At 70.7% G+C, this 25867-nt stretch carries 25 protein-coding genes and 1 riboswitch; of the genes, 11 read left to right on the top strand and 14 right to left on the bottom strand.

Annotated elements, in window-relative coordinates:
* Nucleotides 1-2: 2 nt before the first annotated feature.
* Nucleotides 3-527 (top strand): acetolactate synthase small subunit, encoded by a 525-nt coding sequence (gene ilvN / locus ACTOQ2_RS21370; RefSeq protein ID WP_362693759.1) that lies wholly within the window; start codon nt 3-5, stop codon nt 525-527.
* Nucleotides 528-566: 39 nt separating this feature from the next.
* Entirely contained in the window at nt 567-1547 is a 981-nt protein-coding gene (gene ilvC / locus ACTOQ2_RS21365) for a ketol-acid reductoisomerase (protein WP_362693893.1), read from the top strand.
* A gap of 185 nt (nt 1548-1732) precedes the next feature.
* On the opposite strand, the gene ACTOQ2_RS21360 is transcribed toward ilvC, so the two are convergent.
* Nucleotides 1733-2596 (bottom strand): CAP domain-containing protein, encoded by an 864-nt coding sequence (locus ACTOQ2_RS21360; protein WP_440101610.1) that lies wholly within the window; start codon nt 2594-2596, stop codon nt 1733-1735.
* Nucleotides 2597-2963: 367 nt separating this feature from the next.
* Here ACTOQ2_RS21360 and ACTOQ2_RS21355 point away from each other — a divergent pair, with 367 nt between their 5' ends.
* Nucleotides 2964-4349, top strand: a complete 1386-nt coding sequence (locus ACTOQ2_RS21355) for an MFS transporter (RefSeq protein WP_440101608.1) — start codon at nt 2964-2966, stop codon at nt 4347-4349.
* A gap of 136 nt (nt 4350-4485) precedes the next feature.
* Here the strand turns inward: ACTOQ2_RS21355 and ACTOQ2_RS21350 are convergent, their stop codons facing one another.
* Nucleotides 4486-5031: a DUF1707 and FHA domain-containing protein gene (locus ACTOQ2_RS21350; RefSeq protein ID WP_362693750.1), complete on the bottom strand. Its 546-nt coding sequence runs from the start codon at nt 5029-5031 to the stop codon at nt 4486-4488.
* Between the two features lie 88 nt (nt 5032-5119).
* Here ACTOQ2_RS21350 and ACTOQ2_RS21345 point away from each other — a divergent pair, with 88 nt between their 5' ends.
* From ACTOQ2_RS21345 to ACTOQ2_RS21335, 3 genes are all read left to right on the top strand, one after another.
* The gene (locus ACTOQ2_RS21345) at nt 5120-5725 is read left to right on the top strand and encodes a PadR family transcriptional regulator (protein ID WP_440069100.1); all 606 of its coding nucleotides are present in this window, start codon (nt 5120-5122) and stop codon (nt 5723-5725) included.
* 92 nt (nt 5726-5817) lie between these two features.
* Nucleotides 5818-6525, top strand: a complete 708-nt coding sequence (locus tag ACTOQ2_RS21340) for an ABC transporter ATP-binding protein (protein WP_440069098.1) — start codon at nt 5818-5820, stop codon at nt 6523-6525.
* 58 nt (nt 6526-6583) lie between these two features.
* Nucleotides 6584-9187, top strand: a complete 2604-nt coding sequence (locus tag ACTOQ2_RS21335; RefSeq protein ID WP_440101606.1) for an FtsX-like permease family protein — start codon at nt 6584-6586, stop codon at nt 9185-9187.
* A gap of 158 nt (nt 9188-9345) precedes the next feature.
* On the opposite strand, the gene ACTOQ2_RS21330 is transcribed toward ACTOQ2_RS21335, so the two are convergent.
* Nucleotides 9346-10200, bottom strand: coding sequence for a hypothetical protein (locus tag ACTOQ2_RS21330; RefSeq protein WP_362693735.1), 855 nt, complete (start codon nt 10198-10200; stop codon nt 9346-9348).
* A 296-nt stretch (nt 10201-10496) separates the two neighbouring features.
* Between ACTOQ2_RS21330 and serA the strand changes: the two genes are divergently transcribed.
* Nucleotides 10497-12086, top strand: a complete 1590-nt coding sequence (gene serA / locus ACTOQ2_RS21325; protein WP_362693732.1) for a phosphoglycerate dehydrogenase — start codon at nt 10497-10499, stop codon at nt 12084-12086.
* 499 nt (nt 12087-12585) lie between these two features.
* Here serA and ACTOQ2_RS21320 read toward each other — a convergent pair whose 3' ends face one another.
* Nucleotides 12586-13194, bottom strand: coding sequence for a C40 family peptidase (locus ACTOQ2_RS21320; protein WP_440101603.1), 609 nt, complete (start codon nt 13192-13194; stop codon nt 12586-12588).
* A riboswitch (cyclic di-AMP (ydaO/yuaA leader) is annotated at nt 13182-13414 on the bottom strand. Its footprint overlaps the gene before it by 13 nt.
* Before the next feature lie 140 nt (nt 13415-13554).
* On the opposite strand from ACTOQ2_RS21320, the gene ACTOQ2_RS21315 reads away from it, so the two are divergent.
* Nucleotides 13555-14601 (top strand): 3-isopropylmalate dehydrogenase, encoded by a 1047-nt coding sequence (locus tag ACTOQ2_RS21315; RefSeq protein WP_440101601.1) that lies wholly within the window; start codon nt 13555-13557, stop codon nt 14599-14601.
* A 173-nt stretch (nt 14602-14774) separates the two neighbouring features.
* A complete protein-coding gene (locus ACTOQ2_RS21310) occupies nt 14775-15869 on the top strand; it encodes a branched-chain amino acid aminotransferase (protein ID WP_440101599.1) in 1095 nt (364 codons plus the stop codon).
* An 88-nt stretch (nt 15870-15957) separates the two neighbouring features.
* Here ACTOQ2_RS21310 and ACTOQ2_RS21305 read toward each other — a convergent pair whose 3' ends face one another.
* Nucleotides 15958-16545 (bottom strand): Uma2 family endonuclease, encoded by a 588-nt coding sequence (locus ACTOQ2_RS21305; protein ID WP_440101597.1) that lies wholly within the window; start codon nt 16543-16545, stop codon nt 15958-15960.
* 102 nt (nt 16546-16647) lie between these two features.
* Nucleotides 16648-17301, bottom strand: coding sequence for an O-methyltransferase (locus tag ACTOQ2_RS21300; protein WP_440101595.1), 654 nt, complete (start codon nt 17299-17301; stop codon nt 16648-16650).
* 357 nt (nt 17302-17658) lie between these two features.
* Here ACTOQ2_RS21300 and cimA point away from each other — a divergent pair, with 357 nt between their 5' ends.
* The gene (gene cimA / locus ACTOQ2_RS21295) at nt 17659-19233 is read left to right on the top strand and encodes a citramalate synthase (RefSeq protein WP_440084585.1); all 1575 of its coding nucleotides are present in this window, start codon (nt 17659-17661) and stop codon (nt 19231-19233) included.
* Between the two features lie 108 nt (nt 19234-19341).
* Here cimA and ACTOQ2_RS21290 read toward each other — a convergent pair whose 3' ends face one another.
* Complete coding sequence (locus ACTOQ2_RS21290; protein WP_440101593.1) at nt 19342-21021, bottom strand: heparinase II/III family protein; 1680 nt, start codon at nt 21019-21021, stop codon at nt 19342-19344.
* A 267-nt stretch (nt 21022-21288) separates the two neighbouring features.
* Between ACTOQ2_RS21290 and ACTOQ2_RS21285 the strand changes: the two genes are divergently transcribed.
* Nucleotides 21289-21885 (top strand): HD domain-containing protein, encoded by a 597-nt coding sequence (locus ACTOQ2_RS21285; protein WP_440069079.1) that lies wholly within the window; start codon nt 21289-21291, stop codon nt 21883-21885.
* A gap of 35 nt (nt 21886-21920) precedes the next feature.
* Here the strand turns inward: ACTOQ2_RS21285 and ACTOQ2_RS21280 are convergent, their stop codons facing one another.
* The 7 genes from ACTOQ2_RS21280 to ACTOQ2_RS21250 all read right to left on the bottom strand — a co-directional run bounded on the left by ACTOQ2_RS21280 (nt 21921) and on the right by ACTOQ2_RS21250 (nt 25813).
* Nucleotides 21921-22352 (bottom strand): antibiotic biosynthesis monooxygenase family protein, encoded by a 432-nt coding sequence (locus ACTOQ2_RS21280; RefSeq protein WP_440101591.1) that lies wholly within the window; start codon nt 22350-22352, stop codon nt 21921-21923.
* 61 nt (nt 22353-22413) lie between these two features.
* Nucleotides 22414-23001, bottom strand: a complete 588-nt coding sequence (locus ACTOQ2_RS21275; RefSeq protein ID WP_440069077.1) for a hypothetical protein — start codon at nt 22999-23001, stop codon at nt 22414-22416.
* Nucleotides 23002-23006: 5 nt separating this feature from the next.
* The gene (locus ACTOQ2_RS21270) at nt 23007-23789 is read right to left on the bottom strand and encodes a DUF6286 domain-containing protein (protein ID WP_440101589.1); all 783 of its coding nucleotides are present in this window, start codon (nt 23787-23789) and stop codon (nt 23007-23009) included.
* Nucleotides 23789-24427: an Asp23/Gls24 family envelope stress response protein gene (locus ACTOQ2_RS21265; protein WP_440101587.1), complete on the bottom strand. Its 639-nt coding sequence runs from the start codon at nt 24425-24427 to the stop codon at nt 23789-23791. The genes ACTOQ2_RS21270 and ACTOQ2_RS21265 overlap by 1 nt, the downstream gene beginning before the upstream one ends.
* Nucleotides 24424-24612 carry a hypothetical protein gene (locus ACTOQ2_RS21260; RefSeq protein ID WP_440069358.1) on the bottom strand — a complete coding sequence of 63 codons (189 nt, stop codon included), beginning with the start codon at nt 24610-24612 and terminating at the stop codon, nt 24424-24426. The genes ACTOQ2_RS21265 and ACTOQ2_RS21260 overlap by 4 nt, the downstream gene beginning before the upstream one ends.
* Nucleotides 24609-25322: a hypothetical protein gene (locus tag ACTOQ2_RS21255; RefSeq protein ID WP_440101585.1), complete on the bottom strand. Its 714-nt coding sequence runs from the start codon at nt 25320-25322 to the stop codon at nt 24609-24611. The genes ACTOQ2_RS21260 and ACTOQ2_RS21255 overlap by 4 nt, the downstream gene beginning before the upstream one ends.
* Nucleotides 25319-25813: an Asp23/Gls24 family envelope stress response protein gene (locus ACTOQ2_RS21250; protein ID WP_440069070.1), complete on the bottom strand. Its 495-nt coding sequence runs from the start codon at nt 25811-25813 to the stop codon at nt 25319-25321. The genes ACTOQ2_RS21255 and ACTOQ2_RS21250 overlap by 4 nt, the downstream gene beginning before the upstream one ends.
* Nucleotides 25814-25867: the final 54 nt, after the last annotated feature.

The following is a 25867-nucleotide window of genomic DNA, read 5'->3' as shown; positions in this document are numbered from 1 at the left end:
GCATGAGCAGGCACACGCTCTCCGTGCTGGTGGAGAACAAGCCGGGCGTGCTCGCACGCGTCGCGTCACTGTTCAGCCGCAGGGGGTTCAACATCGACTCGCTGGCGGTCGGGCCGACCGAGCACGCGGACATCTCCAGGATGACCATCGTGGTCAACGTCGCCGACCTGCCGCTGGAGCAGGTCACCAAGCAGCTCAACAAGCTCGTCAACGTGCTGAAGATCGTGGAGCTCGACCCGGCGCAGTCGGTGCAGCGCGAGCTCACCCTGATCAAGGTGCGGGCCGACGCGGAGAACCGGTCCAGCGTGCTGGAGCTGGTCAACCTGTTCCGGGCACGTTGCGTCGACGTCTCCTCGGACGCGGTGACCATCGAGGTCACCGGCACGCCGGACAAGCTGCAGGCCTTCATCAAGGTCCTGGAGCCGTTCGGCATCAAGGAGCTTGTCCAGTCGGGCATGGTGGCCATCGGCCGCGGAGCCCGTTCCATCACCGACCGTTCTCTCCGGGCCCTGGACCGGACCGCGTAACGCGTACGAGAAACCCGAAAGGTTAAGCAAGTGACTGAGATCTTCTACGACGACCAGGCCGACCTGTCGATCATCCAGGGCCGGCACGTCGCCGTTCTGGGGTACGGCAGCCAGGGCCACGCCCACGCGCTCTCGCTGCGCGACTCCGGCGTGGACGTCCGGGTGGGCCTGCCCGAGGGTTCCAAGAGCCGGGAGAAGGCGGAGGCCGACGGCCTGCGCGTGCTCACCCCCTCGGAGGCCGTCGAAGAGGCCGACCTGACCATGATCCTCGCGCCGGACCACATCCAGCGCCACCTGTACGCCGACCACGTGGCCCCGAACCTGGTCGAGGGCGACGCGCTCTTCTTCGGGCACGGCCTCAACATCCGCTACGGCCTCATCGAGGCTCCCGAGGGCGTGGACGTGGCCATGGTCGCTCCCAAGGGTCCCGGTCACCTCGTGCGCCGCCAGTACACGGCGGGTCGCGGCGTGCCGTGTCTCGTCGCGGTGGAGAAGGACGCCAGCGGAAACGCCCTGGAGCTCGCGCTGTCGTACGCCAAGGGCATCGGCGGCACCCGCGCCGGCGCGCTGAAGACGACCTTCAAGGAGGAGACCGAGACCGACCTGTTCGGTGAGCAGGCCGTGCTCTGCGGCGGTGTGTCCGAGCTGATCAAGGTCGGTTTCGAGACCCTGATCGAGGCGGGCTACCAGCCCGAGGTCGCCTACTTCGAGTGCCTGCACGAGATGAAGCTGATCGTCGACCTGATGTACGAGGGCGGCATCTCCAAGATGTACTGGTCGGTCTCCGACACCGCCGAGTACGGCGGCTACTCCCGCGGCCCGCGCATCGTGACGCCGGAGACGAAGAAGGAGATGCAGCGCATCCTCGCCGAGATCCAGTCCGGCGAGTTCGCCAAGGAGCTGGTGGAGGAGTTCGACGGCGGGCAGAAGAAGTTCACCGCCTACCGCGAGGAGATCGCCGAGCACCCGATCGAGAAGACCGGCGCCAAGCTCCGCCCGATGATGAGCTGGCTCAAGTAACGGCGCCCGGTCTCACCGCGCTCGGGTTCACACGCCCGATTCGCAGCGTTCAGGTCACCGCGGTCAGGTGGCCGCGCTCGGGGAGAGCAACGGCCCGTGCCCCCCCGCGACGAGTTCACGTCGCGGGGGGCACGGGCCGTTTCGCACCGGGTGCCTTCCAGGTTTTTCCGGGAACCGGAAGATGCCTAGTGCCTGGCGAAGTTCTGGGTCCAGTAGATGCCCCGGGAGCTGTTGGCCACGCCCACCCCGAGGTGGGTGTAGGCGCAGTTCACGATGTTGGCCCGGTGGCCGGAGCTGTTCATCCAGGCGGTTACCACCTCGGCCGGGGTGCGCTGGCCCATCGCGATGTTCTCGGCCCAGGCCCGCATCGGGCTGAACCCGCTCGCCCTGATCCGGGCGGTCATGTCGCGGCCGTCCTGCGAGGTGTGGCTGAAGTAGTTCTTGGCCGCCATGTCGTCCGAGTGGCCCTGCGCGGCCGAGCGCAGCTGCGGGTCGGAGACGAGCGGACCGCAACCGTTCTTCTGCCGCTCGACGTTGGTCAGGCGCACCACTTCCTCGGACAGGGAGGAGCCCGGCGCGGAGCTGGGCGCCGTGGTGGGGGTGGTGCCGGACGAGGGGGTCGGCGCCGGAGTCGGCTTGGTGGTGCCGGTCGGCGTGGGGGTGGGGGTGCCGGTGGGGGAGCAGCTGAGCCTGACGGGCCTGGAACGGCCGCTGTTGCCCCGGTAGTCGGTGACGACGGCGTAGTAGACGCCGGGGGCACAGCGCAGCTTCACCGTCACCCGCCCGTTGGTCCCCTGCCGGGACGCGCTCTTGACGATCGGGTCGGTTCCGGGGACGGCGCGCTTGATGCGGATGCGGACCAGGGCGGTGTCGTCGCAGCCCAGCCGCGCGGCGGAGGCCTGGATCCGTCCGGCGGCGTTGACGTGCGGCTTGGCGGCGTACACACGGCACTCGGCCTGGGGAGCGGCCGCGGCGTGAGCCGTGGCGATCGGCGTGCTGAGGGCCGCCAGGCTCCCGAGGCAGAGAAGTGCCCCTAGCGGTCTGCGCATGTCGGTTCCTCCAGTTGGTTAGGCGCTGGATGGACTCCGCATTCTGTCGGGGACGGATCGCTCTTGTCAGCAAATTCCGGACATTAACTGTGGGCCCCAGGTAAACCAGAGTGGTGGCAGAGGCGTCGGGGGTCGATGGTGCTCGGGTCGCTCTCCAGCCCACTTAATCCCGATATTTCCGTTTATGGGCAGCCTGAGCTGGATGTATGCCACGTGGGTGGGGGGCCTGCCGCCGGATCGCGCGGGACGGACGGCGGTCCCGCCGCCCGGCACCCCCCGGCCGGGCGGAGCCGAAATATCCTCGCCTTTCGCGGAGCGCCCCGCCTCGGGACCTACCGGGCGCCCACTCGCTGCGATTGAATGTGGCATGGTCTCCCCGGCGCCCTCCCCCGCCGTCGTCACCGTGTCGCGCGGCGTGCGCGTCGGCTACGGTGTCGGCTCCGTCTGCACCGCCACCTTCTCCACGGTCCCCGGACTGCTGCTGCTGTTCTACATGACGAACGTGCTCGCGGTTCCCGCCTGGATCGCCGGCGTCGTGGTCTTCCTGCCCAAGCTCTGGGACATGTTCATCAACCCCTGGGTGGGCCAGCGCTCCGACCGGACGGTCTCCCGCTTCGGCGCCCGCCGCCCCTGGATGCTCCTGGGTGCGGTCACCCTGCCGGTGACGTTCGCCCTCACCTTCGCGGGCCCCCCGCTCACCGGTGTCCAGGCCGCCCTGTACGTCGCCTTCTTCTACTTCCTCACCGCGACGGCCTACGCCTTCTACGAGGTCCCGTACAAGGCGATGCCGGCGGAGATGACCGACGACTACCACGAGCGCTCCTCGCTCCTGCAGTGGAAGATGGTCTTCGTCGGCCTGGGGATCCTGCTCTCCGGGGCCGGCGCGCCGGCGATCGCGGGCACCGACGTCTCCGGCCACCGGACCATGGGGCTGCTCATCGGCGCCGTGCTGCTGGTGTCGATGCTCGCCGCCTTCTTCGGCACGGCCCGCGCCCCGGTGATCGGGCGGGCCGAGGCGGAGCCGTCGATCGCCGCCCAGTTCGCCGCCGCCCGCTCGAACAAGACGTTCATGGTGCTGCTCGGCTTCAGCTGTGCCCAGATGTTCGCGGCCGGTGTCATGCTGGCCGGCGCCCCGTACTTCGCCACCTACACGCTGGGCGACCCGGCGGCGACCACCACGCTCTTCCTGGGCATCGTCGGCCCGCTGCTGATCACCATGCCGCTCTGGGTCTGGCTGTCCAAGCGCTACGACAAGCGCGGCGCGATGGTCCTGTCGTCGGCGCTGTTCCTGGCGGGCGCCGCCGGGATGGCCTTCTCCGGCCCGCTCGGTTCGGCGTACGCGCACGCGTGCGTGCTCCTCGTCGGCATCGGCTACGCGGGGTTCCAGCTGCTGCAGTTCTCGATGCTCTCCGACGTGATCGTCCACGACGCCCTGGTCACCGGCAAGCGCCGGGCCGGGGTGTTCACCGGGCTCTGGACGGCCGCGGAGACCGTGGTCTTCGCGTTCGGCGCGCTCGTGCTCGGCTGGCTGCTGGCCGCGACCGGGTTCGTCGAGTCCGACCCCTCGACGCCGGTCGCGCAGCCCGAGTCGGCGACCACGGCGGCTCTGTACGGCTCGACGCTGCTGCCCGCGATCCTGATGGGGATCAGCATCCTGCTGACCATGCGCTACACCCTGACGGCCGCGAGGATCAAGGAGGCCCAGGACGCCGCCGAGACCCCGGCCGGCACCGTTGAGGCACAGGAGGGCTGAGGCTGTTTCCGCCCGGAGCCCGCGCCACGGTCCGAGGTGACCGCGCCATGGTCCGAAGTGATCGTGGCGCGGCCCGGGGTGATCGTGGTGCGGCCCGGGGCCGGTGTGCGGCCCGGGACGGCCTGGGCGCGGCCGGTCAGAGCATCTGGGGTGTGATCATCAGGAAGCCGCAGTCCCCGAAGGAGACGACGTCGCCCGGCCGGACCTTGGCCGGGCCGACCAGGCGCCAGTCGTTCAGCCGGGTGCCGTTCAGCGAGCCGAGATCGACCAGGACCCAGCCCTCCTCGTCGCGGCGCAGCTCGGCGTGCACCCGGGAGACGGTTAGGTCGGCGAGAACCAGGTCGCAGGCGGAGCCCCGGCCCACCACGTAGCGGGTCCTGCCGTCACCGGGCAGCGCGAGCCGGGGCAGCCTGGGGCGTCGCCAGGCCGACTCGACACGCTTGGTGAAGTCGGAGGCGGAGGCGACGGCCTCGGTGACCATGCGGCGGAACCGGCCACGTTGCGGCAGGTCGGCGACCAGGTTGTCGAGCTCACCCTGGTTGCGCGCACGCAGGGCCATGTCGACGCGGCCGAGGAAGGTGTCGTGCGACAGGCGCCCCTCGACGGCACGGTCACGCAGCTCGTTGATCGCGCGATCGCGGTCCCCGTCGGAGGCGCGGGCCGGGGGATGCGTCGAGCTCATCCTCCGAGTATCGGCCCCAGGGGCGGAACCTGTCCAGAATATGCAGATCTCTTGCCCCATGGATACTGCGTATGCATACTCAGTATCCATGGCGATCCGACAGGGGCTCCTGGCCCTGCTGAGTCAGGGGCCTCGTTACGGCTACCAGTTGCGTGCCGAGTTCGAGGCGTCGACAGGGGCGACCTGGCCGCTCAACATCGGCCAGGTCTACACGACGCTCTCGCGCCTGGAACGCGACGGCCTGGTGAGCCCCGGCGAGCAGGACGAGCAGGGCCGGGTCGTCTACTCGATCACCGAGGCCGGTCTGGCCGAGATGGGGCGATGGTTCGGCACCCCCGTCGCCCAGTCGGACCGGCCCCGGGACGAGCTGGTCATCAAGCTCGCCCTGGCGGTCACCGCCGCCGCGGACGTGCGGCCGATCATCCAGGCCCAGCGCACCGCGACCATGCGCACGCTGCAGGCGTTCGTCCAGGCCAGGCGCGCGAGCGTCGAGAGCCCCGCCCAGCGGCTGGTGCTCGACTCGATGATCTTCCAGGCCGAGGCCGAGCAACGCTGGCTCGACCACTGCGAGGCCGTGCTCGCGGCCTCCCCCCGGCCACGGAGGCCCGCGGACGCGGAACACCCGAACGCGGAGGTCCCGGACACGGAGCCCTTGGACACGGAGCCCTCGGACACGGGATCCCCACGCGTGTGATCTCCCGACGCGTGATCCCCAGACGTAGGAGACGGACAGTTGACCTCTTTTCCACAACCACAGCCAGGGATCCGCACACCGGGGGGACCCAGATGACCTTGGACCCGGTCGTCCGGCTCACGGACGTGACCCGCACGCACGGCGACGGGCCGCAGAGCGTGGCGGCGCTGCGCGGTGTGAGCCTCGACGTCGGCGCCGGGGAGCTCGTCGCGGTGATGGGCCCCTCGGGGTCCGGCAAGTCCACCCTGCTCAACCTCGCCGGGGGCCTCGACCTGCCCACCTCCGGCTCCGTGGTCGTGGAGGGCACGCCGCTGGCGAGCCTGCCGGCCAGGGAACTGGCCGGGCTCCGGCGCAGGCACGTGGGCTACGTCTTCCAGGACCTCAACCTGATCCCCTCGCTCACCGCGCTGGAGAACGTGACCCTTCCGCGCGAGCTGGACGGGATCGCCTTCAGGAACGCCCGCCGCGAGGCGATGGAGGTGCTCACCGAGGTCGGTCTCGGCGAGGTCGCCGACCGCTTCCCCGACGAGATCTCCGGCGGCCAGCGCCAGCGGGTCGCCATCGCCCGCGCGCTGGCGGGGGAGCGGCGGCTGATCCTGGCCGACGAGCCCACCGGCGCGCTCGACACTCCGACCGGCGACGACATCCTCCAGCTCCTGCGCACCCGCTGCGACGCGGGAACCGCCGTACTGCTCGTCACCCACGAACCCCGCTACGCCGCCTGGGCCGACCGAGTGATCTTCCTGCGCGACGGCGAGATCGCCGACTCCACCGCCACCCCCCTGGAGAGCGCCCGATGAGCGAGCGACCGGACGCGCGGGGCGCGTTCACGGGCCCGCGGCGGGCGGGGGTGGCCGCATGAGCGCGATCATCGCCGCCCTGCGCCTCTCCCGCCGGGAAATCGGCCGGGCCAGGGGGCGCAGCGCGCTCATCATGGTCATGATCGGCCTGCCGGTCCTGCTGCTCGCGGCGGGACTGACCTGGCAGGCCACCGGGGACGTCACGCTCAGGGAAGGGCTGGACTGGAACATCGGCACGGCCGACGCGCACGTGCGGGGTATGGCCTTCGACAGGCCGGTGCGGCAGAGCGCCGGCGCCGAGATCTCCCACACGGCGGGCCGCGGCGTCAAGCAGCGGACGCTCACCGAACAGGAGGTCCTCGCTCTCTTCGGGCCGGGCAGTCGCGCGGTCCCCCTGCGCGGCCTCTGGACCGGCTACGAGGCGGCCGGCGCCTACCGGGAGGCCGAACTCCGGGAGATCGACCTGCACGACCCGATCACCACGGGCATGTACACGCTCCGGTCAGGGCGCCTGCCGCGGGTGGCGGGGGAGGTCGCGGCAGGCGCCGGGCTGGGGTTGCAAGAGGGGAGAACCCTGACCCTGACCGGTATGAGCACCGTCGTCAGCGTGGTCGGCGTCGTCGAGTCCCAGAGCGAGCCCGAAAGCCTCGAGATCGTCGCGCCCCCGGGAACCGCGCCCGACGACACCCGGGAGGCCGCTACGAGCTGGCTTGTCGATACCTCCGCCCCGGTCTCCTGGCAGCGGGTTCGCGAGATCAACCAGCACGGTGTCAAGGTCCTCTCGCGAGCGGTGGTCAACGATCCGCCTCCCGCGGGGAACGGTCCGGAGGATCCGGTCCCCCACGTGTCGGTGCGGACCTCCGACGTCGTGATGACCGTCCTGGGCGCGGTCGTCGTCGTGTTGGAGGTCGTCTTCCTGGCCGGACCGGCGTTCGCCGTCGGCATCCGGCGACGCCGGCGCGAACTCGCGCTGATCGCCGCGCAGGGCGGCTCTCCCCGCCACCTGCGCGGCGTCGTCCTCGCGGACGGGCTCACCCTCGGGCTCACGGCCTCCCTGCTCGGAGCCGCGGGCGGGATCGGGATCGGCGCGGCCGCCGCGCCGTTCGTCCACCGCGGCCCCCTGGAGGTACCTGCCGGCCTGGTCGCGCTCGCCGTGCTTCTTGGGGTGGTGAGCGCGCTGCTCGCGGCGGTCGTCCCCGCCGTCCAGGCGTCACGGGCCGACGTGGCGGAGGTGCTGGCCGGTCGCCGGAGCCGGGCGAGGGAACGCCGTGGCCTGCCGGTGCTGGGAGTGGTGCTCCTGGCGGTGGCGATGGCGGTCATCCTTCTCGGCGCCACCTTCCTGCAACGGTGGGATCAGCGCGTGCCGTGGCAGCCGATCAGCATGCTGCTGGGCGCGGTGCTCGGGCAGTTCGGGCTGATCCTGCTGACGCCGTGGCTGGTCGGCGTCGCCGCGCGCCTGGCCGCGCGGCTGCCGCTGCCGTTCCGGATGGCCGCCAGGGACGCCGCGCGCAACCGTGGCCGCACGGCCCCCGCCGTGGCCGCGGTGCTCGTCGCGACCGCCGTCTTCGCCACTGTGGCGGTGATAGTTTCCAGCCAGACCGCCCGGGATCGGGAGCGCTACACGCCCCAGTACGTGGGGGGAAGCACCGTCGTGTCCTCCTACGCGGCCAATCCCGCGATCTGGCGGGAGATCAAGAAAGTCGTCGCCTCCGCCCTGCCCGGAGTGCCGTTGATCGAGGCGGGAAAGTTCGCCGGGCCCGGCTCGCGACCTGTCAACGTCGTGGTCCAGCCCGGCTGCGCGAGGGATTGCGGGGCGTTCCTCTCCCGCGCGCTGTTCCGGCCCCCACCGATAGGCGGCGCCGACCTGGTCCGCTATTTCCTGCGTGGTCCCGATCCCGTCGCCGAGACCGCTCTCGCCGCGGGCAAGGCGGTGGTGTTCGACCCGAGGGTGTTGCGCGACGGGAAGCTGGTCTTCACGACCGAGATCACGAAACGCGTCACGCACTCGGTGCCCGCCGTCGTCCGGCGGCCCCCGGGCGAGCCGCTGGTGACCGCGGTACTACCCGTCTCGTTGGCGGCCGAGCTGGGCCTCGCCGTCCGCCACGACACCCTCGTCGCCGATCCCGCCGCGGTGAGTACGACGCCGCAGCAGGAGGAGCGGCTGAACGCCGCCGTCCGGGAGGTCGACTCCACCACCGCCGCCGAGGTCGAGCGGGGTTTCCGTGGCGACGACATGGCGACGCTCCTCGCCTTCGCCGTCGGCGCGTCGGTCCTCGTTCTCGGGGGCACGTTCGCGGCGACCGGCCTGGCCGTGGCGGAGGGCCGTCCCGACCGCGCCACGCTGGCGGCGGTGGGGGCGGCGGGCCGCGTCCAGCGCCTTCTCGTCGCCGGACAGGCCGCGTTCGTCTCCGGCCTGGGGGTGGGGGCGGGGACGTTCGTCGGGCTGGTCGCCGGGGTGGCGAGCGTCTTCAGCGGGTTCCATCGCGCCCGGGCCTCCGGGATCGGAACGGTGAACGACGTGTCGTCCGACCTGGTCACTCTCGTGATCGACGTGCCCTGGCTCCTGGTGGCGGGCGTGCTGGTCGGCCTGCCACTGCTGACCGCGCTGCTGGCCGGGCTGTGCGTCCGGACGAGGGTGGTGCTCACCCGCCGCCTGACCTGACCCGCCGTTCCGGGCCGCACCCGGCCGCCGCCCGGCACTTCGGGGACGGCCGGGCATCGGCGCGCGTACGCGGGATCCGGATGGCGGTGATCAGGCCGGATCGCGGGACCTCCCCATCGGCACGCCCCGGCCCACCACCGCCCGGCCGGTCGGGGCGCTCAGTCGGTGACGTCGGCGCAGACCACGTGAGCGCCCAGCTCGACCATCCGCTGCTCGCTGCGCGCGTCGGCGACCCTGGCCATCAGGATCGGCGCCTCGCTCGCGGCGAGCTGCGGCAGCCGGGCGCGCACCCCGCGATGGATGTCCCTGACCACGTCCTCGGCGGCCGACATGTGCACCTTCACGTGCAGCATGATTCCCGGCGCGCCCGAGGAGGTGCTGGCCTCGGAGATCCACACGTGGTGGACGAGCGGATAGTCGACGAGCAGCTGCGAGATCGCGGCGCGCAGCGCGGGCAGGATCGGGTGGTCGCACCGGCGGTATCCCGGGTCCACCATCTGCATCGGGCCCGACAGGTGCGGCCGGGGCGCCGGGATCCACGGCTGGGAGGGCGCGGCGGGCACCGGCGCTCTCGGCGGGCGCGCGGGCGCGGGACGCGAGACCGTGGCCATCGCCCCGGTCGCGTACGCCGTCGGCGCCGCGCTCGACAGCGCGGGCGTGGGGCCGCTGCGCGTCGAGAGCAGGTAGCGCTGGAGATCCTCGATCGGCACGGCCGCGGCCGCGGGGCCCGCCGCGTCGATCACGATCTCCCGCACGCCGGTGACGCGCTGGATGTCGAGGATGGTGTCGGCGTCGCACGCCGACAGCGAGTGGCTGCCACGGTGCCGCGCGTAGGTGTCCGCCGAGGTGTAACCGAGCAGGACACGATCACCGGCCTGGGTCGTGCCGAGCACGACGGAGCGGTCGGGTCGCACGGCAACCAGGAGTCCCCATTCGGCCAGCGCCGCAAGCAGCCGGTGCGGATCGCCGTGCTGCGCGAGCACGTTGCCGAGAGCGGGGTTCCCGATGCTCATATGAGGAACGATAGGTAGTGGACCACGGCTTATCAGGGTAATCGCGAAGTTTTCTTGGGATCAATACCAACTTGAATTTTGGGTGCATGAGATCTGTCAAGGACGGGTAACCGCCTCATGGGTCGCGGAGCCCTCTCGCGTCCCGCGAGCCTCCCAGGGGCTTCCGGAAGGTACCGGAAGGCACCCGGGACAGCGTGGGGCGTCTCGGATCGCGGGACACTCGTGAACGCGTTCACAAGCGCCGATAGACTACGTGAGGTCCGTGCACCCCTCACCGCCTAGTAAGGATCCAGCCTGTGAACAAGCCTGTCGTACTGGTCGCTGAGGAACTTTCCGAGGCCGGTCTCGCGGTTCTGGGCGCGGACTTCGAAGTCCGCCACACCGACGGCGCCGACCGTGCCCAGTTCCTGCCCGCCCTCGCCGACGTGGACGCGCTCATCGTGCGCAGCGCCACGCAGGTCGACGCCGAGGCGATCGCCAACGCTCCCAGGCTCCGTGTCGTCGCCCGCGCCGGCGTCGGCCTGGACAACGTCGATGTGGAGGCCGCCACCAAGGCCGGAGTCATGGTCGTCAACGCGCCCACCTCCAACATCACCAGTGCCGCCGAGCACACCGTCGCCCTCATCCTCGCCTCCGCCCGCAACGTCGCCCAGGCGCACTCCGCGCTCAAGGGCGGCGAGTGGAAGCGCTCGAAGTACACCGGCGTGGAGCTCGACGAGAAGGTCGTCGCGATCCTCGGCCTCGGCAAGATCGGCCAGCTGGTCGCGCAGCGCCTCCAGCCGTTCGGCGTCGAGCTGATCGCCTACGACCCCTACCTGCAGCCGGCCCGCGCCGCGCAGATGGGCGTCCGGCTGGTCTCGCTGGAGGAGGCGCTGAGCGAGGCCGACTTCATCACCGTGCACCTGCCCAAGTCCAAGGAGACCATCGGTCTCATCGGTGACAGGGAGCTCCACACGGTCAAGCCGAACGTCCGCCTCATCAACGTCGCCCGCGGCGGCATCATCGACGAGAACGCCCTCTACTCCGCGATCAAGGAGGGCCGCGTCGCCGGCGCCGGCATCGACGTGTTCCCGAAGGAGCCGGTCACCGACAGCCCGCTCTTCGAGCTCGACCAGGTCGTCGTCACCCCGCACCTGGGCGCCTCCACCCACGAGGCCCAGGAGAAGGCCGGCACCCAGGTCGCGCGCAGCGTGAAGCTCGCGCTCGCCGGGGAGTTCGTGCCGGACGCGGTCAACGTCCAGGGCGGCGCCGTCGCCGAGGACGTCAAGCCGGGCCTGCCGCTGGCCGAGAAGCTCGGCCGGGTGTTCACCGCCCTCGCGGGCGAGGTCGCCACCAAGCTCGACGTCGAGGTGCGCGGTGAGATCGCCTCCCACGACGTCCGCGTACTGGAGCTGGCCGCGCTCAAGGGCGTCTTCACCGACGTGGTCGAGGACTCGGTCACCTATGTCAACGCCCCGCTGCTGGCCAAGGACCGCGGCGTGTCGGTCGAGCTGATCACCAGCTCCGACAGCCCCGACTGGCGCAACGTCGTGACGGTCCGGGGCGTCCTGGCCGACGGCCGCGCGGTCTCGGTCTCCGGCACCCTGTCCGGGCCGAGGCAGATCACGAAGATCGTCGAGGTCAACGGCTACCAGATGGAGATCGAGCCGACCGACCACCTGTCGTTCTTCACCTACACCGACCGCCCCGGCATCGTCGGCGTGGTCGGCCGCATCCTCGGCGACCACTCGATCAACATCGCCTCGATGCAGGTGGCCCGTGACGCCAAGGGCGGCAAGGCGCTCATCGCGCTCACCGTCGACACCGCCATCCCGGCCGAGGTGATCGACCAGATCGGCTCGGAGATCGGCGCCGACAGCGGCCGCTCGGTCGACCTGGCCGACTAGCCGTACCGCCGATGTGGCCGCCGCCCCGGAGACCGGGGCGGCGGCCACATCTCGTCTCAGCATGTGAGAAGTGTGTACGCCGGGCGAGACGGTTTTCCCGCGGCCGGGTAACCTGGAGTCAAATGCGCCAGGTTCTCGTAATTCCTACCTGCCGCGGCGAGGCCTGACAGGGGCGGGCCGGCGACTCGCCGCGGTGTCGTGGCGCGTGCCGGCTCCAAGCCCCCGCCGCCGGTCCGTGATCCGGACCCGCGACATCAGGCCTGGTCGGAGTCCCGACCGGAGTCTCGACCACCTTCCTTGCCGGTATGCGACCGAGACGAGATTCGCCATGTACGACATGTATCCCTGGAACCGTCCCGAGGAGACCGAGGACGAGGCCGTCGACGCGCTCCAGACCGCTCTGGACCGCAGGGACAACGGCGGTGCTCCCACCCGCTGAACCCGTTCTCTCCGCCGCCGGGGTCTCCACGGCCTCCCGGCGGTGATCCGCCGGCGTGTCTCATCCGCCGGTCACGGCTTCGGTCGCGAGCTCGACCCGCTTGGCCAGCTGAACCCCCTGCGGGTCGGGACGCACCGCGCCGACGAAGGATTCGCGGCGCCAGGAGTCGAGTTTCTCCTCCTTGACCACGTCGCCGGTCCGCGGGGCGTGAACCATGTAGCCGGGCTTTGTGATCATGCCGACGTGGCCGAGGCCGCTGAAGAAGGCCAGGTCACCAGGCTTGAGATTCTCCCAGGTGATCTTCTTGGAGAAGGCGGCGTACTGGTCGTTGGTGACGCGGGGGAGCTTGATCCCGGCTGCGCCGTAGGCGCGGAGCACCAGGCCTGAGCAGTCGAAGCCGCCGTGGCCGGTGCCGCCCCAGACGTAGGGCGTTCCGCGCTTGGACATGGCCCACTTCACGGCTTTCTGCCAGGCGGGCTTGACGGCCGTGGCCTTCAGCGCGTCCTTCAGCGCGGGGGTGTTGAGCGCGGCGGGCCCGGGGGCGGGGGGCGGGGAGGCGGCCAGGGCGGCGGTCGAGGTCGCGCACACCGCGGCGCCGGCGACGATCATGGAGGCGGAGATGGACAGGACACGGGGGAGAACTGTGCCGGACAGGATGATTCCTTCCATAAGGCCGGCCGGGTGAGCTGTCGGGCTCGGGCGTGGAGGCCGCCCTACGGCGCGAGAACGCGCTGATTCGCCCCAAGGAATCCACCTGATGACGGCCGGGAACGCGCTCCGGGGGAGGAGCGGGGTGCCCGGGGTCCGGTAGATCCCGTAAAGAGTGGTTCCCCGGCTCCGTGCGGGCCCGGTAAGGGGATGGCCCGTACGGATTAGGCATTGACGTGAATGGGAGGACCATAACGAAACCTCACGAAACGGTCAATACCAAGCAAAGGCGGACAAAACGATCAGGGGTCCCGCCGGACGAGTGTGTCCGGAGGATGAGACCGGTGTTCGATCACCGAGACGGACCGGTAAGGTGCCTGCATGGATTCGCGTAACATTCGCCTGGCGGTCATCCCCGGGGACGGAATCGGAGTCGAGGTCGTCACCGAGGGTCTGAAGGTCCTCGAAGCGGTCGGCACGAAGGTGGAGACCACCACCTACGACCTCGGGGCCAAGCGCTACCACGAGACCGGCGAGACCCTGCCCGACCCGGTCCTCGACGAACTGCGCGGATACGACGCGATCCTGCTCGGCGCGGTCGGCGACCCCAGCGTGCCCCCGGGCGTCCTGGAGCGCGACCTGCTGCTCAAGCTCCGCTTCCAGCTCGACCACTACGTGAACCTCCGCCCGGTCAAGCTCTTCCCCGGCGTCGAGACGCCGCTGGGCAAGGCCCGTCCCGAGGACATCGACATGGTCGTCGTCCGCGAGGGCACCGAGGGCCCGTACGCCGGTGCGGGCGGCGTCATGCGCCGGGGCACGCCGCACGAGATCGCCACCCAGGAGTCGCTGAACACCGCCCACGGCGTCGAGCGCGTCGTGCGCTACGCCTTCGACAAGGCGCTGGGCCGCCCCCGCAGGAAGCTGACGCTGGTCCACAAGACCAACGTGCTCACCTACGCCGGCGACCTCTGGGCCCGCACCTTCGACCGCGTCGGCCTGGAGTATCCCGACGTCCGGACCGACTACTGCCACGTCGACGCGGCCTCGATGTTCTTCGTCAGCCAGCCGGAGCGCTTCGACGTGATCGTCACCGACAACCTCTTCGGCGACATCCTCACCGACATCGGCGCGGCGATCGCCGGTGGCATCGGCCTGGCGGCCAGCGGCAACGTCAACCCCGACCGCACCGCGCCGAGCATGTTCGAGCCGGTCCACGGCAGCGCCCCCGACATCGCGGGCCAGGGCAAGGCCGACCCGACCGCCACGATCCTGTCGGTCGCCATGCTCCTCGACCACCTGGGCATGGCCGCCGAGGCCGCCAGGGTCGAGCGGGCCGTCGCCGACGACCTGGCCGGGCGGCCGGGCGGCCGGGCCGGCCGGGCCACCCACGAGATCGGCGACGACATCACCGCCCGAGTAGCCGGCTGAGGAAGCCGCCCTCCTCGACCCCGACGCGCCTGGCGGCTCACCCGAGCCGCCAGGTGCGTTTTTGTTTCTCCAGCACTGCCGGTTTTCGGCATGGATGGAGTAGTTTCCCGTTACCCGGTCCGACGCAGAATGGACCCAAGGGTAAGCCAGACACCAAGAGAAGGATCCGTGCGATGACCACCGCTCAGAAGCTCAGCTTCGACGTGCAGCTCTCCGACCACGCTCGCACCGCGGCAGAGCGCGAGCAGGTAATGGCGAGCCCCGGGTTCGGTCAGGTCTTCACCGACCACATGATCTCGATCGACTACACCGAGGGGCGGGGCTGGCACGACGCCAGGCTCATGCCGTACGGCCCGCTCAGCCTCGACCCCGCGACGTCGGTCTTCCACTACGCGCAGGAGCTTTTCGAGGGGCTCAAGGCCTACCGCCAGGAGAACGGCACGATCGTGACCTTCCGGCCCGAGGCGAACGCCGCTCGCTTCAACACCTCCGCGGCGCGGATGGCCATGCCCGAACTGCCCGAGGAGACGTTCGTCGAGTCGCTGGAACTGCTCGTCCAGACCGACCGCGAGTGGGTGCCGACCACGCCGGGACACAGCCTCTACCTGCGCCCCTTCATGATCGCGACGCAGCCGGCGCTCGGAGTCAACTACCCGTCCAGGACCTACAAGTACATGGTCATCGCCTCCCCTGCGGCGGCCTACTTCGGCGGGGGCAAGACCGTTACGGTCTGGCTCTCCACCGAGTACACCCGCGCGGCCCCCGGCGGGACCGGCTTCGCCAAGTGCGGCGGAAACTACGCGGCGGCCTTCGTCGCCCAGCGCCAGGCCGTCGAGCAGGGCTGCGACCAGGTGGTCTGGCTCGACGCGGGCGAGCACCGCTACGTCGAGGAGATGGGCGGGATGAACCTGTTCTTCGTCTACGGCGACCGTCTGCTGACCCCGGCGCTCACCGGCACGCTCCTGCCCGGAATCACCCGCGACTCGATCCTCTCCCTCGCCTCCGGCCTCGGCCTCCAGTCCGAGGAGGGGCGCCTGTCGGTCGAGGAGTGGCAGCGGGGCTGCGAGACGGGCGAGCTCACCGAGGTCTTCGCCTGCGGCACCGCCGCGGTGGTCACCCCGGTCGGCTCGGTCAAGGGCGCCGACCGCGCCTGGACGATCGGTGACGGCACCCAGGGGCCCGTCACCTCGAAGATCCGCGAGGAACTCGTGGGCATCCAGTACGGATCCCGTCCCGACCCGCACAGCTGGGTCCACAAGATCTGCTAGTCCCGCACGAAGGAGATCCGCGGGGACCGGTCGGCCGAAAGGGCGGCCGGTCCCGTGCGGTGGAGGCCCGGCCTCCTGCCTGGCGGATCTATCCCTCGATCAGCTTGCCGGTGTCGATCGTGAGGTCCCAGGGCGCGGGGAGCTCAAGGGGCTTGCCCAGCGACTCGGTGATCTCGTCGGCATAACCCTCCGGACCCGGTCGGCTGAGCAACCTGAACCGGTTCGCAAAGGTGTCGATGACCAGGTAGAGCGGAACTCCCGCGAGCGCGCAGGCCCGGGGCTTGACCACATGGTCATCGTGAACGCTGCTCGGGGAGACGACCTCGGCGACCAGCAGCGTGGCGTTGGCGTACACGTGGCTGGGATCCCAGAGGGGCGGATTTGGCGGAACGACGATGAGGTCGGGCTCGAAGCGATCCGCTTGTATCTGCAGGAGGAGCTTGGCTTCCGGGTAGACGCGCCATCCTCTCTCCATCGAGAATGGTATGAGCTGTGCCATCAGGTGGTAAACGACATCGGCATGGGCGATCGTGGGCATCTCCCTCACCACGATCCGACCGTTGACGATCTCGATTCGATGCTTCTCGAATCGTTCGGCGAGTTCCAGATAGAGCCGTTCGAGCTCTTCCTGGTCTGTGATCTGGTAGGCGATCGATCTCTCCGTGAGCATTCCCATGCGGTCATCCTTCCCTCCAGGCGGGTGGGCGCAACGTGTTGGTCACATCACTTAAAGTAATCGAAAAGATTTCCGCGCGCCCGCGATCCGGGAAAGTTATCGTCAGTGCTTTCGAATCATGGTGAGGCCGTCGGCGATGGGGAGCATGATCGAGGTGACCCGCTCGTCGGCGCTGACCATGTCGTTGAACTCGCGGATGTGCCTGACGGTCTCGTCGTCCCTGCTGGGATCGGCGACGTGGCCGCTCCACAGGGTGTTGTCGACGAGGATCACCCCGCCGGGGGCCAGGCGTGACATGAGGATCTCGTAGTAGACGGGATAGTTGATCTTGTCGGCGTCGATGAACGCCAGATCGACGGCCGGGTGTTCGGGAAGCTCGCGCAGCCGCTCGGCCGCGGGGCCGATCCTCAGCTCGATGCGGTCGGCGACCCGTGCCTTGTCCCAGTAACTCCGGGCGATCGCCGTCCACTCCTCGCTCACGTCGAAGCAGGTGAGCCCGCCGCCCGGGGCGAGCCCGCGGGCCAGGCAGATGGAGGAGTAGCCGGTGAAGGTGCCCACCTCCACCGCGTTCCTGGCGCCGCCGAGCTGGGCGATCATGGTGAGGAAGCGCCCCTGGTCGGGGGAGATCTGCATCGACGCGTTGTTGCCGGTCAGCTCGCGGGTCTCGAGCGCGAGCGCGTCGAGGACGTCGTCGGGCTGGGTGGTGTGCGCGAGCAGATACTGCCCCACGGTGGGGTCGAGATAAGTCGCCTTCATGGGGCCCATTCTCGCCGGTGCCGGACGGCGGCGGAGGGTGATTCGAGGTCGTGTCCGGGCCCTGTCCGGCCCGTTCCGGCCCGGGCGTGCGCCGGTGCCCGGGGTCCCGCCCGGCCTGTGCCCGGGTCGCGCGGACACGCCGCAGGTCTCGGATCCTGAGATCGATGTGTCAGATGGTGTCGGCGTATGGCAGACTCCGAAGCATCATGTTCTACGGTCTGCTCATTATCGGCAGGCGCGCTGGCTGAAAAGGGACACCGCCGGCGCGCAGACCTCTCACGTCCGTGAGGGGTCATTTTTGTTTCCAGAAGCCGGATGAGCGCGCGGCGAATCATCGAACCCGCGAAGGAGAACGACATGGCCGACGATCGCTTCCACGTGTACGACACGACTCTCCGTGACGGTGCCCAGCAGGAGGGGCTCAACCTCACGGTGGCCGACAAGCTGGCCATCGCGCGTCACCTGGACGGCCTGGGCGTCGGCTTCATCGAGGGAGGCTGGCCCGGCGCCAACCCCAAGGACACGGAATTCTTCAGGCGCGCCCAAACAGAGCTCGACCTGAAGCACGCGCAGCTCGCCGCGTTCGGCGCGACCCGCCGGGCAGGTGTGAAGGCGGCCGACGACCCGTTGGTGGCCGCGCTGCGCGAATCCGGCGCGCCGGTCGTGACCCTTGTCGCCAAGAGTCACGACCGGCACGTGGAGCTGGCCCTTCGCACGACCCTCCAGGAGAACCTCGCGATGATCCGCGACACGGTCTCCCACCTTCGTGCGGAGGGACAGAGGGTCTTCCTCGACGCCGAGCACTTCTTCGACGGCTACAAGTCCAACCCGGACTACGCGCTGGAGGTGCTGCGCACCGCCGCCGAGGCGGGAGCCTCGGTCATCGCGCTGTGCGACACCAACGGGGGCATGCTCCCCGACGAGCTGGCCGAGGTCGTGCACGCGGCGGTCGGGACGTCGGCCAGGATCGGCATCCACTGCCACGACGACACCGGCTGCGCGGTCGCCAACTCCCTGGCCGCGGTGAAGGCCGGCGCCACCCACGTGCAGGGCTGCGCCAACGGCTACGGTGAGCGCTCGGGTAACGCGAACCTGTTCACCGTGGTGGCCAACCTGCAGCTCAAGCGGGGGTTCGATCTCGTGCCGCGGGAGGCGCTGGCCGACATGACCAGGATCGCCCACGCGATCACCGAGGTCACCAACGTCACCCCCAACTCCCACGCCCCCTACGTGGGCGTCTCCGCCTTCGCCCACAAGGCGGGGCTGCACGCCAGCGCGATCAAGGTCGACCCCAACCTCTACCAGCACATCGACCCCGCCGAGGTCGGCAACGACATGCGCATGCTCGTCTCCGACATGGCCGGACGCGCCTCGGTGGAGCTCAAGGGCCGCGAGCTGGGCTACGAGCTGGCCTCCGACACCTCGCGGGAGCTGGTGAACCGGGTCAAGGAGATGGAGTCGAAGGGCTACACCTTCGAGGCCGCCGACGCCTCCTTCGAGCTGCTGCTGCGCGACACCGTCGCGGGCGAGCGCAGGCGCCACTTCCAGGTCGAGTCCTGGAGGGTGATCGTCGAGCGGGCACGGGGTGGCGAGGTCGTCAGCGAGGCCACCGTGAAGCTGCACGCCAAGGGGGAGCGGATCGTCGCCACCGGCGAGGGCAACGGCCCGGTCAACGCCCTCGACCGGGCCGTACGGCTGGGGCTGGAGCGGCTCTACCCCGAGCTGGCGGGGGTCGAGCTGATCGACTTCAAGGTGCGCATCCTGGAGGGCACGCACGGCACCGACGCCGTCACGCGCGTGCTGATCACCTCCAGCGACGCGGCTGGGGAGTGGTCCACGGTCGGTGTCGACGAGAACATCATCGAGGCCTCCTGGCAGGCGCTGGAGCAGGCCGTCACCTACGGTCTCCTGCGCGCGGGCCACACCGCCTGACCCACCCGCCCCGGCCCATCGCCAGGCCGCCGGCCGTCCCCCCGCCGGAGCGCACCGCCTGGGAGACGGACGGAGAGCCCCTCGGCGAGAGCCGGGGGGACGAGCCCGTCAGGAGAGGTCGGCGCCGCTGACGCGGAAGCTCACCTGGCCCTCGGAGGTCTCCAGGCTGACCTTGCCGCCGGAGCAGGAGAGCGACGGCTTCCCGCTGCCGGGGACCACCACGGTCAGCACGGAGTCGCCCGAGGCGGGTGCGACGACCGCGGGGGCGGGGTGTCTCTGCAGGTAGGCGGAGGAGACCCAGCCCTGGTACGGGTTCTTCTGGCCGCGGACCACCTTCAGCCCGGAGACCGGCCGGCAGGACGGCATCGAGACCTGGGCGAGCGTCGCCTTCCAGCCAGCCTTGTCCTTCACCACGACCTGGCCGCCACCGCTGGAGACGGTGGACAGGTCACGGGAGAAGTGCCAGACGTTGCGGACCTTCGAGCCCTTGGGGACCGTGTCCAGCACGGCCATCACGTCCTGGCGGTGGTTGACGAGCACCGAGCGGGTCCTGGGCACGCCGTAGGCCCTGTCGGTCAGCCGGTAGCTCTGCCGGTCCTGCCCGATCGACGACTTGCTCAGCGCGGTGGCGGTCTTGCCGCGGAACCTCGCTCCGGCCACCATCGACGTGTTGTGCGCCTCGGGGGAGATCGTCCAGTTGCGGTAGCCGCTGTTCTCGTACGAGTCGAAGCCGGCGTCGACCAGGACGTCACGGCCCTGGGCGTAGTAGGTCACGCCCAGGTGGTCCTCGTGGCCGTGGTACTTCATGCCGGGCCCGAAACGGATGGAGTAGAAGGCCGACTCGGGCTTGTCCCAGGCGGTGCGCCCGTAGACGTAGCCGCCGCCGAACACCCGCACGGTCTGCTTCGGGTGGCTGTAGCCGACCGGCCGCACGTCCGCGCCGCCGTCGCCGATCGGGACCATGAACCCGTCGGGCTGGGTGGAGTGGGAGATGAAGTCCTCCAGCGACTCCCAGCGCCGGGAGATGTCGTCGGGCACCTTCCGCTCGCACGCCCTGATGTTGTCCATCGCGACCTTCAGGCGGTCGTGGACGTAGAGCGCGTAGCGCGGGGCCTGCTCGCGCAGCACCCCCTGGGAGTCGACGTCGAGCTTCACGGTCTCGGTGAGCCGCCTGATCGCGAGGCTGGACCACTGGTCGCGGCCGTAGCGGCAGCCGATGCCGAGCAGCGCGATGTCCTGGTCGATGCCGTGGTTGTGGCCCTTCTCGTACAGCCTGGGGTCGGAGAGCATCTTCGCGTGCTCGGCCAGGCTGCCGGAGAGCCACGAGCCGCCGACGTGCTTGCTGAGGCAGACCAGCGCGGGGGCGCGCAGCGCGATCGGGTGCTCCTGCCAGGCGTACGGGCTGGTCTTCGCGCCGCCGCGGGGGTTGTCGGCCACCCAGTCCTTGGCGATCTCGACGGCCCGCGTCAGGTACGCCTCGTTGCCGTTCGTCTCGTAGTCGGCGACGAGACGGCCCATCCAGCGCAGCGAGTGGAAGACCATGCTCCACGAGCGGTTGCGGTAGGGGTCGGTGCGCCAGTCGACGTTCTTGCCGACCTTCACCGGGGCGAGGTCGAGGAAGTCGACCTCGCCGTTCATGATGTCCGTCGATGTCGGCGTGGCGGGCAGCCAGTCGCCCTGGCACTCGGCGGTGCGTTTCGCCTCCCTCGCCTCCGCGGTACCGACCGTGACGCCGCAGGTCGTCAGGAGGATGATGCAGAGAGCGAATGCTTTTGTGCGGCGGCGCACGCCAGTTCCTTCCGGGCCGAACGAGGGGGGCGGATCATGCTGTCCGGATCCCACCAAACCGGTCAAGCTGGGATGGTCCCTTCTGAAACATCGTTAGCAACTAGATGCGGGTCTCCCAGTTTCCTCACAGCGTTCACCGGGGTTCACCGGGGTTCACAGAGGTCACCCGCCCGCCCCACCCGGCCCGTCCGCCCATGGCGCGATTTTGTCGGTCGATGTCCCTCCTGCCACTCGCGGACGTCGCCGTGTTTCGGCAGGCTGGGCGGTATGAGACTCGCCGACATCGTCATCCCCGACACACCGGCCGCCCGAGGGGCGCTGGAGGTGGCGACCGCCTACTGCTCGCCCGCCCTGCTCAACCACTCCGTCCGGGCCTACCTTTTCGCGGCGGCCTACGGCGCGATGAACGACGTCGCCTTCGACGACGAGCTGCTGTACGTCGCGTCGATGATGCACGACATCGGCCTGGTCAAGGAGTTCGACAGCCACACCGTGCCGTTCGAGGAGGCGGGCGGCCACGTCGCGTGGGTCTTCGCCGCCGGGGCCGGGTGGCCCGTCGAGCGCCGCGTGCGCGCGTCGGAGATCGTCGTACGCCACATGTGGGACAAGGTCGACCCCGGACAGGACCCCGAGGGGTACCTGCTCGAACTGTCCACCGGGCTCGACATCTCCGGGCGGCGGCCGGAGGACTTCCCGGCGGAGCTCCGCGCCGAGGTGCTGGAACGCCACCCCCGGCTGGGGATCGGCCCGGAGTTCACCGCGTGCTTCGTCGACCAGGCCGCCCGCAAGCCGGACAGCCTGGCCGGGCAGTTCGTCCGTTCGGGGGTCGCCGAGCGCATCGCCGCCAACCCGCTGGACCGCTGAGGGCTCCCCGCGGGGAGCCCGGCTCTCGCCGCCGCTCAGGCTCCCGGTGCGGGACCGGTGCTCTGGACGACCTCAAAGGACCACAACTCGGCCCCGGTGGCGGCGGGCCCCTGCCCGTGGCCGTGCCCCTGCCCCTGGGCCGGGCCGCCCTGCCCCTGGCCGTGCCCGTGGCCCTGGGCCGCGCTGTGGGCGTCGGCGTGTTCCCGTCCCTGGCCGGCCTCGGCGGCGGCCTGGGCGTGGCCCCGCTGGAAGGCCTGGCTCTCGGTCCAGCGCCTGAAGTCCTCCTCGGAACGCCAGCGGGTGTAGACCAGGTACCGGTCGGTGCCGTCCACGGGGCGGAGCAGCTCGAACCACTCGAACCCGTCCGCGGACTCGACGATCCCCGCCCGGCTGGAGAAGCGGCGTTCCAGCTCCTCGCGCATCTCCCCGGACACCGTCAGCGCGTTTATCTTCACGACCGAAGGCACATCGTCTCCTCGAAGCGTTGGTTTTCCTGATCACTCTATGATCGGCGCTCCGTGGTGCGGGTCAGGCGACGGTCCTCGGGCGGCGTGGCGCGTCCTCCAGGCTCACCCGGGCGACGGCGGGCATGCGCTCGGTCTCCAGAGCCTGGCGCATGTGCGGGATGACCACCCCGCCCAGCTGCTCGCGGACCGCGCTCATCGGCGCGTCCTCGGCGACCACCACCTTCATCCGCACGGCCGGGTGCGCGTTCGTCCCGACCATGTCGGCGGTGGCGTTGATGATCGCGGGGTGCGTGCCCGCCTCGGCGGCCGCCGCGTCGGTGACGCTGCCCGTGTCGACCTCGGTGACCCCGGCGGGGCCGCCCTCGAGGCGCATGCCGCCCAGCCTGCCGCGACGTCCCTGGGCCAGCAGCCAGCGCAGGCCGAACAACGCCAGCACGATGCCCGCCGCCGCGATCACCCACCACAGCCACGGGTCGTAGGTGGCGAACGGCTGGCGTACCGAGCCGTCCACGAGCGGGCTGCCGGCGGGCGCCACGGCCTGCGGGAAGGCTCCCGCGCCGCGTGCGATCGCCAGGGCGCTGAGGATCATCAGTGTCAGTCCCACGATCAGCAACCCCAGCCGGTTGCCCCGGGCGGTCTTGTCGTCCATGGCGCTCACTTCTCTCGCAGATGCACGCGGACGGGATACTTCCAGACGGGGGAGAGCGCGGTGATCCGAAGGTTCACGGCCTCCCGTACGGCGTCGGCCAGCCCGCGGGTGTCCCGCATGCCGCTGTCGGCCGCGACGTGCACGGCCTTTCCCCGCAGCCGTACCCGGGCGTGCTCGATTCCCCGCACCTGCTCGGCCGCGTGGGCCAGCGACCGGGTGAAGCCCCGCCGCTGCATGCCGATGGCCAGGTCCCTGTCCCCGGTCCTCACCGGGATCAGCGTGGGCCGGCCCGGAATGAGCGCGAGCAGCACCAGCAGCAGGCCCAGCAACCCGACCAGGCCCGCGCCCGTCATCACCCGCGGGTCGTTCCACGGCGTCGACGTCGCCCAGGACAGGATCCGGTCGTACGGCACCAGGCGGAGCGGGCGGCCCAGCAGCGCGGAGATGACCTCCAGCGCGACGAGGAGGCCGAGCAGGGTCATCAGGATGGCCGTGAGGACCGCGGGAACCACCCGGCGCGGGCGGAACGCCCTGATCGCCGCGCGGTCCGCGGATGCGTCCTTCGCCACCGTGCCGTATATCGGCGGCGGTGAAGGCTCGGTTGTGCCGTACGCCGGTGGCATGGCCGGTTGCGTCGTGCCGTACGCCGGCGGCACGGCCGGTTCCGTCGTGCCGTACGCCGGCGGTACGGCCGGTTCCGCCGTCTCCGCGCGGGGTGTGGTCGTCATCTCGCCGGTCGGTTCCGCTCCGGGGACCGGCTCCGCCGGGTCGGGTACCTGCCTGGCCATCATCGCTCCTCACGTAGCGGGCCGATGTCCTCGGTGGGGTCGTCGGCGGGATCGCCGACGGGCGCCGCGGTCCGGTCCGGGGTGCCGACGCCGCCCGCCGGGTTCTCCGCCCGACCTCCTCCGGCCGGTACGGCGTCCCCGGTCCGCGAGATTCCACGATCGCCGTGATCGTCACGGGCGGGGACCACGTCGGTGACGAGGACGTCGATGTGGCCGACGTCCATGCCGGTGAGGGCCATGACCCGTTCGGTGACGTGGCTTCTGACCTCCTCGGCCACCTCGCGGATCGGGGCCGGATACTCGACCGTCACGTCCAGCCGGAGCGTCGTGAGCTCACCGTCGAGGGTGGCGTGGGTGCCGCCGCGCCAGGACAACAGCGGTCTCCGCTCGACGACCTCCCGTACCCGTGCCACCTCTCCGGCCGCGCGGGCCGCGATGCGCGACACCACCCGGTCGGGTATGTCGGTCCTGCCGCGTCGTTCGGCCGGTACGGCCTGCCGTGACGGCTGGGCGGGAACGGCGGGCCGCGCGGGCCCGCCGGTTTCCGCGGGGACGGAGCCCCCCTGCCGAGAGGCAGGGGGATCCGGATCCGCGGCCGTCCCGGAGGACGCGGGACGGTGCTCGACGGGAGTGTTCATCGCCGTTTCGCCGCCAGCCGGGACAGGTCGACCTCTCCGGTCTCCGCGAAGCGGCCGATGAGGAATCCGACGGCGCCCAGTACGAGCACCAGCAGGAACGCGCCGAGGCCGCCGAAGGCCGCCGCGAAGCCCAGAAGGACACCGACGATCGTGCCGACTACGGACCACACTGGGAAATTACTCATCTCAAACCTCCGATATGGACGTTCACCGGCCGGTCGCCCACCATCGGGACGACCGCCGCTCGCACTTCGTCGGCGATCTCCGGTAGCGGGCGCCCCAGCCTGACGACGACCGAGACCTCCACCTCGTTCTCGCGCAGCGCGACACCGGCCAGCCGCTCGCCGGGCAGGTAGCTCGCCACGGTCCCGAACGGCCCGCCCGACAGGTCCACGACGTCGGGGCAGCGCCGTACGGTGTCGGCGATCCTGTGCGCGAGGTCGGTCGTCCCGAGGACCGCGTCCTCGGGTTCGCGGGTGACGACGGCCGTCTCGCGTGCGGGACCCGGCGCCGCCCGTGCCGGGGCTCCGGGCTCGCGCGCCGGCCTCGCCGTCTCCCCGGCCTCCCGGCCACGACCTGCCTCCCGGCTCTGGCCGGCCGGTCTGCGGGCCTGACCCTCCGGCGCGGCCTTCTGCCGGGGTACGGCGGCCGGCCTGCGCGACGGATCGTTCGGCCGGTGCGCGGGTATGGCCGTCGCCGGTGTCGGAGCGGCGGTCCTGGCGGGTTCCCCCGATCCGCGCGCGGGCGTGGTCGTCTCGGCGCCGGGCTTTCCCTGTCTCTCGGGCGCGGATGTCCCGCGGCCGGGATCCGCCGGCGTCGGAGGCGTCGCGGCCTCGCGGGCCGGGTCCCTGGGCTCGCGGCCCGGTCCCGCCGCACCGCCTGCCGGGCCCTTCACTGGACGCGGGGCTCCGACTCGGACGAATCCTCCGAGCCGTCCTTGTCCTGGCCGGGCATGTGGACGTCGGAGACCTTGATGTTGACCTCGGTGACCTCGAGCCCGGTCATGCGCTCGACCGCCGTGATCACGTTGCGGCGTACGGCGGCGGCCAGGTCGGGGATGGCGATCCCGTAGTCGACGACCACTTCCAGGTCGGCGGCGGCCTGCCGCTCGCCCACCTCGACCGAGACCCCCTGGGTGGCACTCTTGTCGGCGCCCACCATGCCGCGTACCGCGCCCAGGGCGCGCGCCGTGCCCGTGCCCATGTTGTGCACGCCGGGGATCTCCCTGGCCGCGAGTCCCGCGATCTTCGATACGACCCCGCTGTCGATGGTGGTGGTCCCCTTGGAGGTGACCAGGCCGCTCTGGGACCCGGGGCTGTCGGTGCGTGCCCGCGGCACCGTGGCCTCGTCGCCCTTGGGCCTGTTCACCGTGCTGGCTTCAGTCACGTCCGTTCCTTCCCCCGTTGGGAAGGCCTTCTGGCCTCCCCGATGCCTCTGAGG

The sequence above is a fragment of the Streptosporangium sp. H16 genome, assembly GCF_051918855.1.
Lineage (GTDB): Bacteria > Actinomycetota > Actinomycetes > Streptosporangiales > Streptosporangiaceae > Streptosporangium.
This window is presented reverse-complemented; position numbering and strand designations above follow the sequence as displayed.

What these genes read in the sequence shown, in the direction of transcription:
- ilvN (WP_362693759.1), top strand. Translation starts at nt 3, where the DNA reads ATGAGCAGGCACACGCTCTCCGTGCTGGTGGAGAACAAGCCGGGCGTG.
- ACTOQ2_RS21275 (WP_440069077.1), bottom strand. Translation starts at nt 23,001, where the DNA reads ATGGACGACAAGACCGCCCGGGGCAACCGGCTGGGGTTGCTGATCGTG.
- ACTOQ2_RS21355 (WP_440101608.1), top strand. Translation starts at nt 2,964, where the DNA reads ATGGTCTCCCCGGCGCCCTCCCCCGCCGTCGTCACCGTGTCGCGCGGC.
- ACTOQ2_RS21350 (WP_362693750.1), bottom strand. Translation starts at nt 5,031, where the DNA reads ATGAGCTCGACGCATCCCCCGGCCCGCGCCTCCGACGGGGACCGCGAT.
- ACTOQ2_RS21265 (WP_440101587.1), bottom strand. Translation starts at nt 24,427, where the DNA reads ATGAACACTCCCGTCGAGCACCGTCCCGCGTCCTCCGGGACGGCCGCG.
- ACTOQ2_RS21330 (WP_362693735.1), bottom strand. Translation starts at nt 10,200, where the DNA reads ATGAGCATCGGGAACCCCGCTCTCGGCAACGTGCTCGCGCAGCACGGC.
- ACTOQ2_RS21360 (WP_440101610.1), bottom strand. Translation starts at nt 2,596, where the DNA reads ATGCGCAGACCGCTAGGGGCACTTCTCTGCCTCGGGAGCCTGGCGGCC.
- ACTOQ2_RS21270 (WP_440101589.1), bottom strand. Translation starts at nt 23,789, where the DNA reads ATGGCCAGGCAGGTACCCGACCCGGCGGAGCCGGTCCCCGGAGCGGAA.
- ACTOQ2_RS21300 (WP_440101595.1), bottom strand. Translation starts at nt 17,301, where the DNA reads ATGAAGGCGACTTATCTCGACCCCACCGTGGGGCAGTATCTGCTCGCG.
- cimA (WP_440084585.1), top strand. Translation starts at nt 17,659, where the DNA reads ATGGCCGACGATCGCTTCCACGTGTACGACACGACTCTCCGTGACGGT.
- ACTOQ2_RS21335 (WP_440101606.1), top strand. Translation starts at nt 6,584, where the DNA reads ATGAGCGCGATCATCGCCGCCCTGCGCCTCTCCCGCCGGGAAATCGGC.
- ACTOQ2_RS21340 (WP_440069098.1), top strand. Translation starts at nt 5,818, where the DNA reads ATGACCTTGGACCCGGTCGTCCGGCTCACGGACGTGACCCGCACGCAC.
- ACTOQ2_RS21305 (WP_440101597.1), bottom strand. Translation starts at nt 16,545, where the DNA reads ATGGGAATGCTCACGGAGAGATCGATCGCCTACCAGATCACAGACCAG.
- ACTOQ2_RS21345 (WP_440069100.1), top strand. Translation starts at nt 5,120, where the DNA reads ATGGCGATCCGACAGGGGCTCCTGGCCCTGCTGAGTCAGGGGCCTCGT.
- ACTOQ2_RS21285 (WP_440069079.1), top strand. Translation starts at nt 21,289, where the DNA reads ATGAGACTCGCCGACATCGTCATCCCCGACACACCGGCCGCCCGAGGG.
- ACTOQ2_RS21260 (WP_440069358.1), bottom strand. Translation starts at nt 24,612, where the DNA reads ATGAGTAATTTCCCAGTGTGGTCCGTAGTCGGCACGATCGTCGGTGTC.
- ACTOQ2_RS21320 (WP_440101603.1), bottom strand. Translation starts at nt 13,194, where the DNA reads ATGGAAGGAATCATCCTGTCCGGCACAGTTCTCCCCCGTGTCCTGTCC.
- ACTOQ2_RS21315 (WP_440101601.1), top strand. Translation starts at nt 13,555, where the DNA reads ATGGATTCGCGTAACATTCGCCTGGCGGTCATCCCCGGGGACGGAATC.
- ACTOQ2_RS21310 (WP_440101599.1), top strand. Translation starts at nt 14,775, where the DNA reads ATGACCACCGCTCAGAAGCTCAGCTTCGACGTGCAGCTCTCCGACCAC.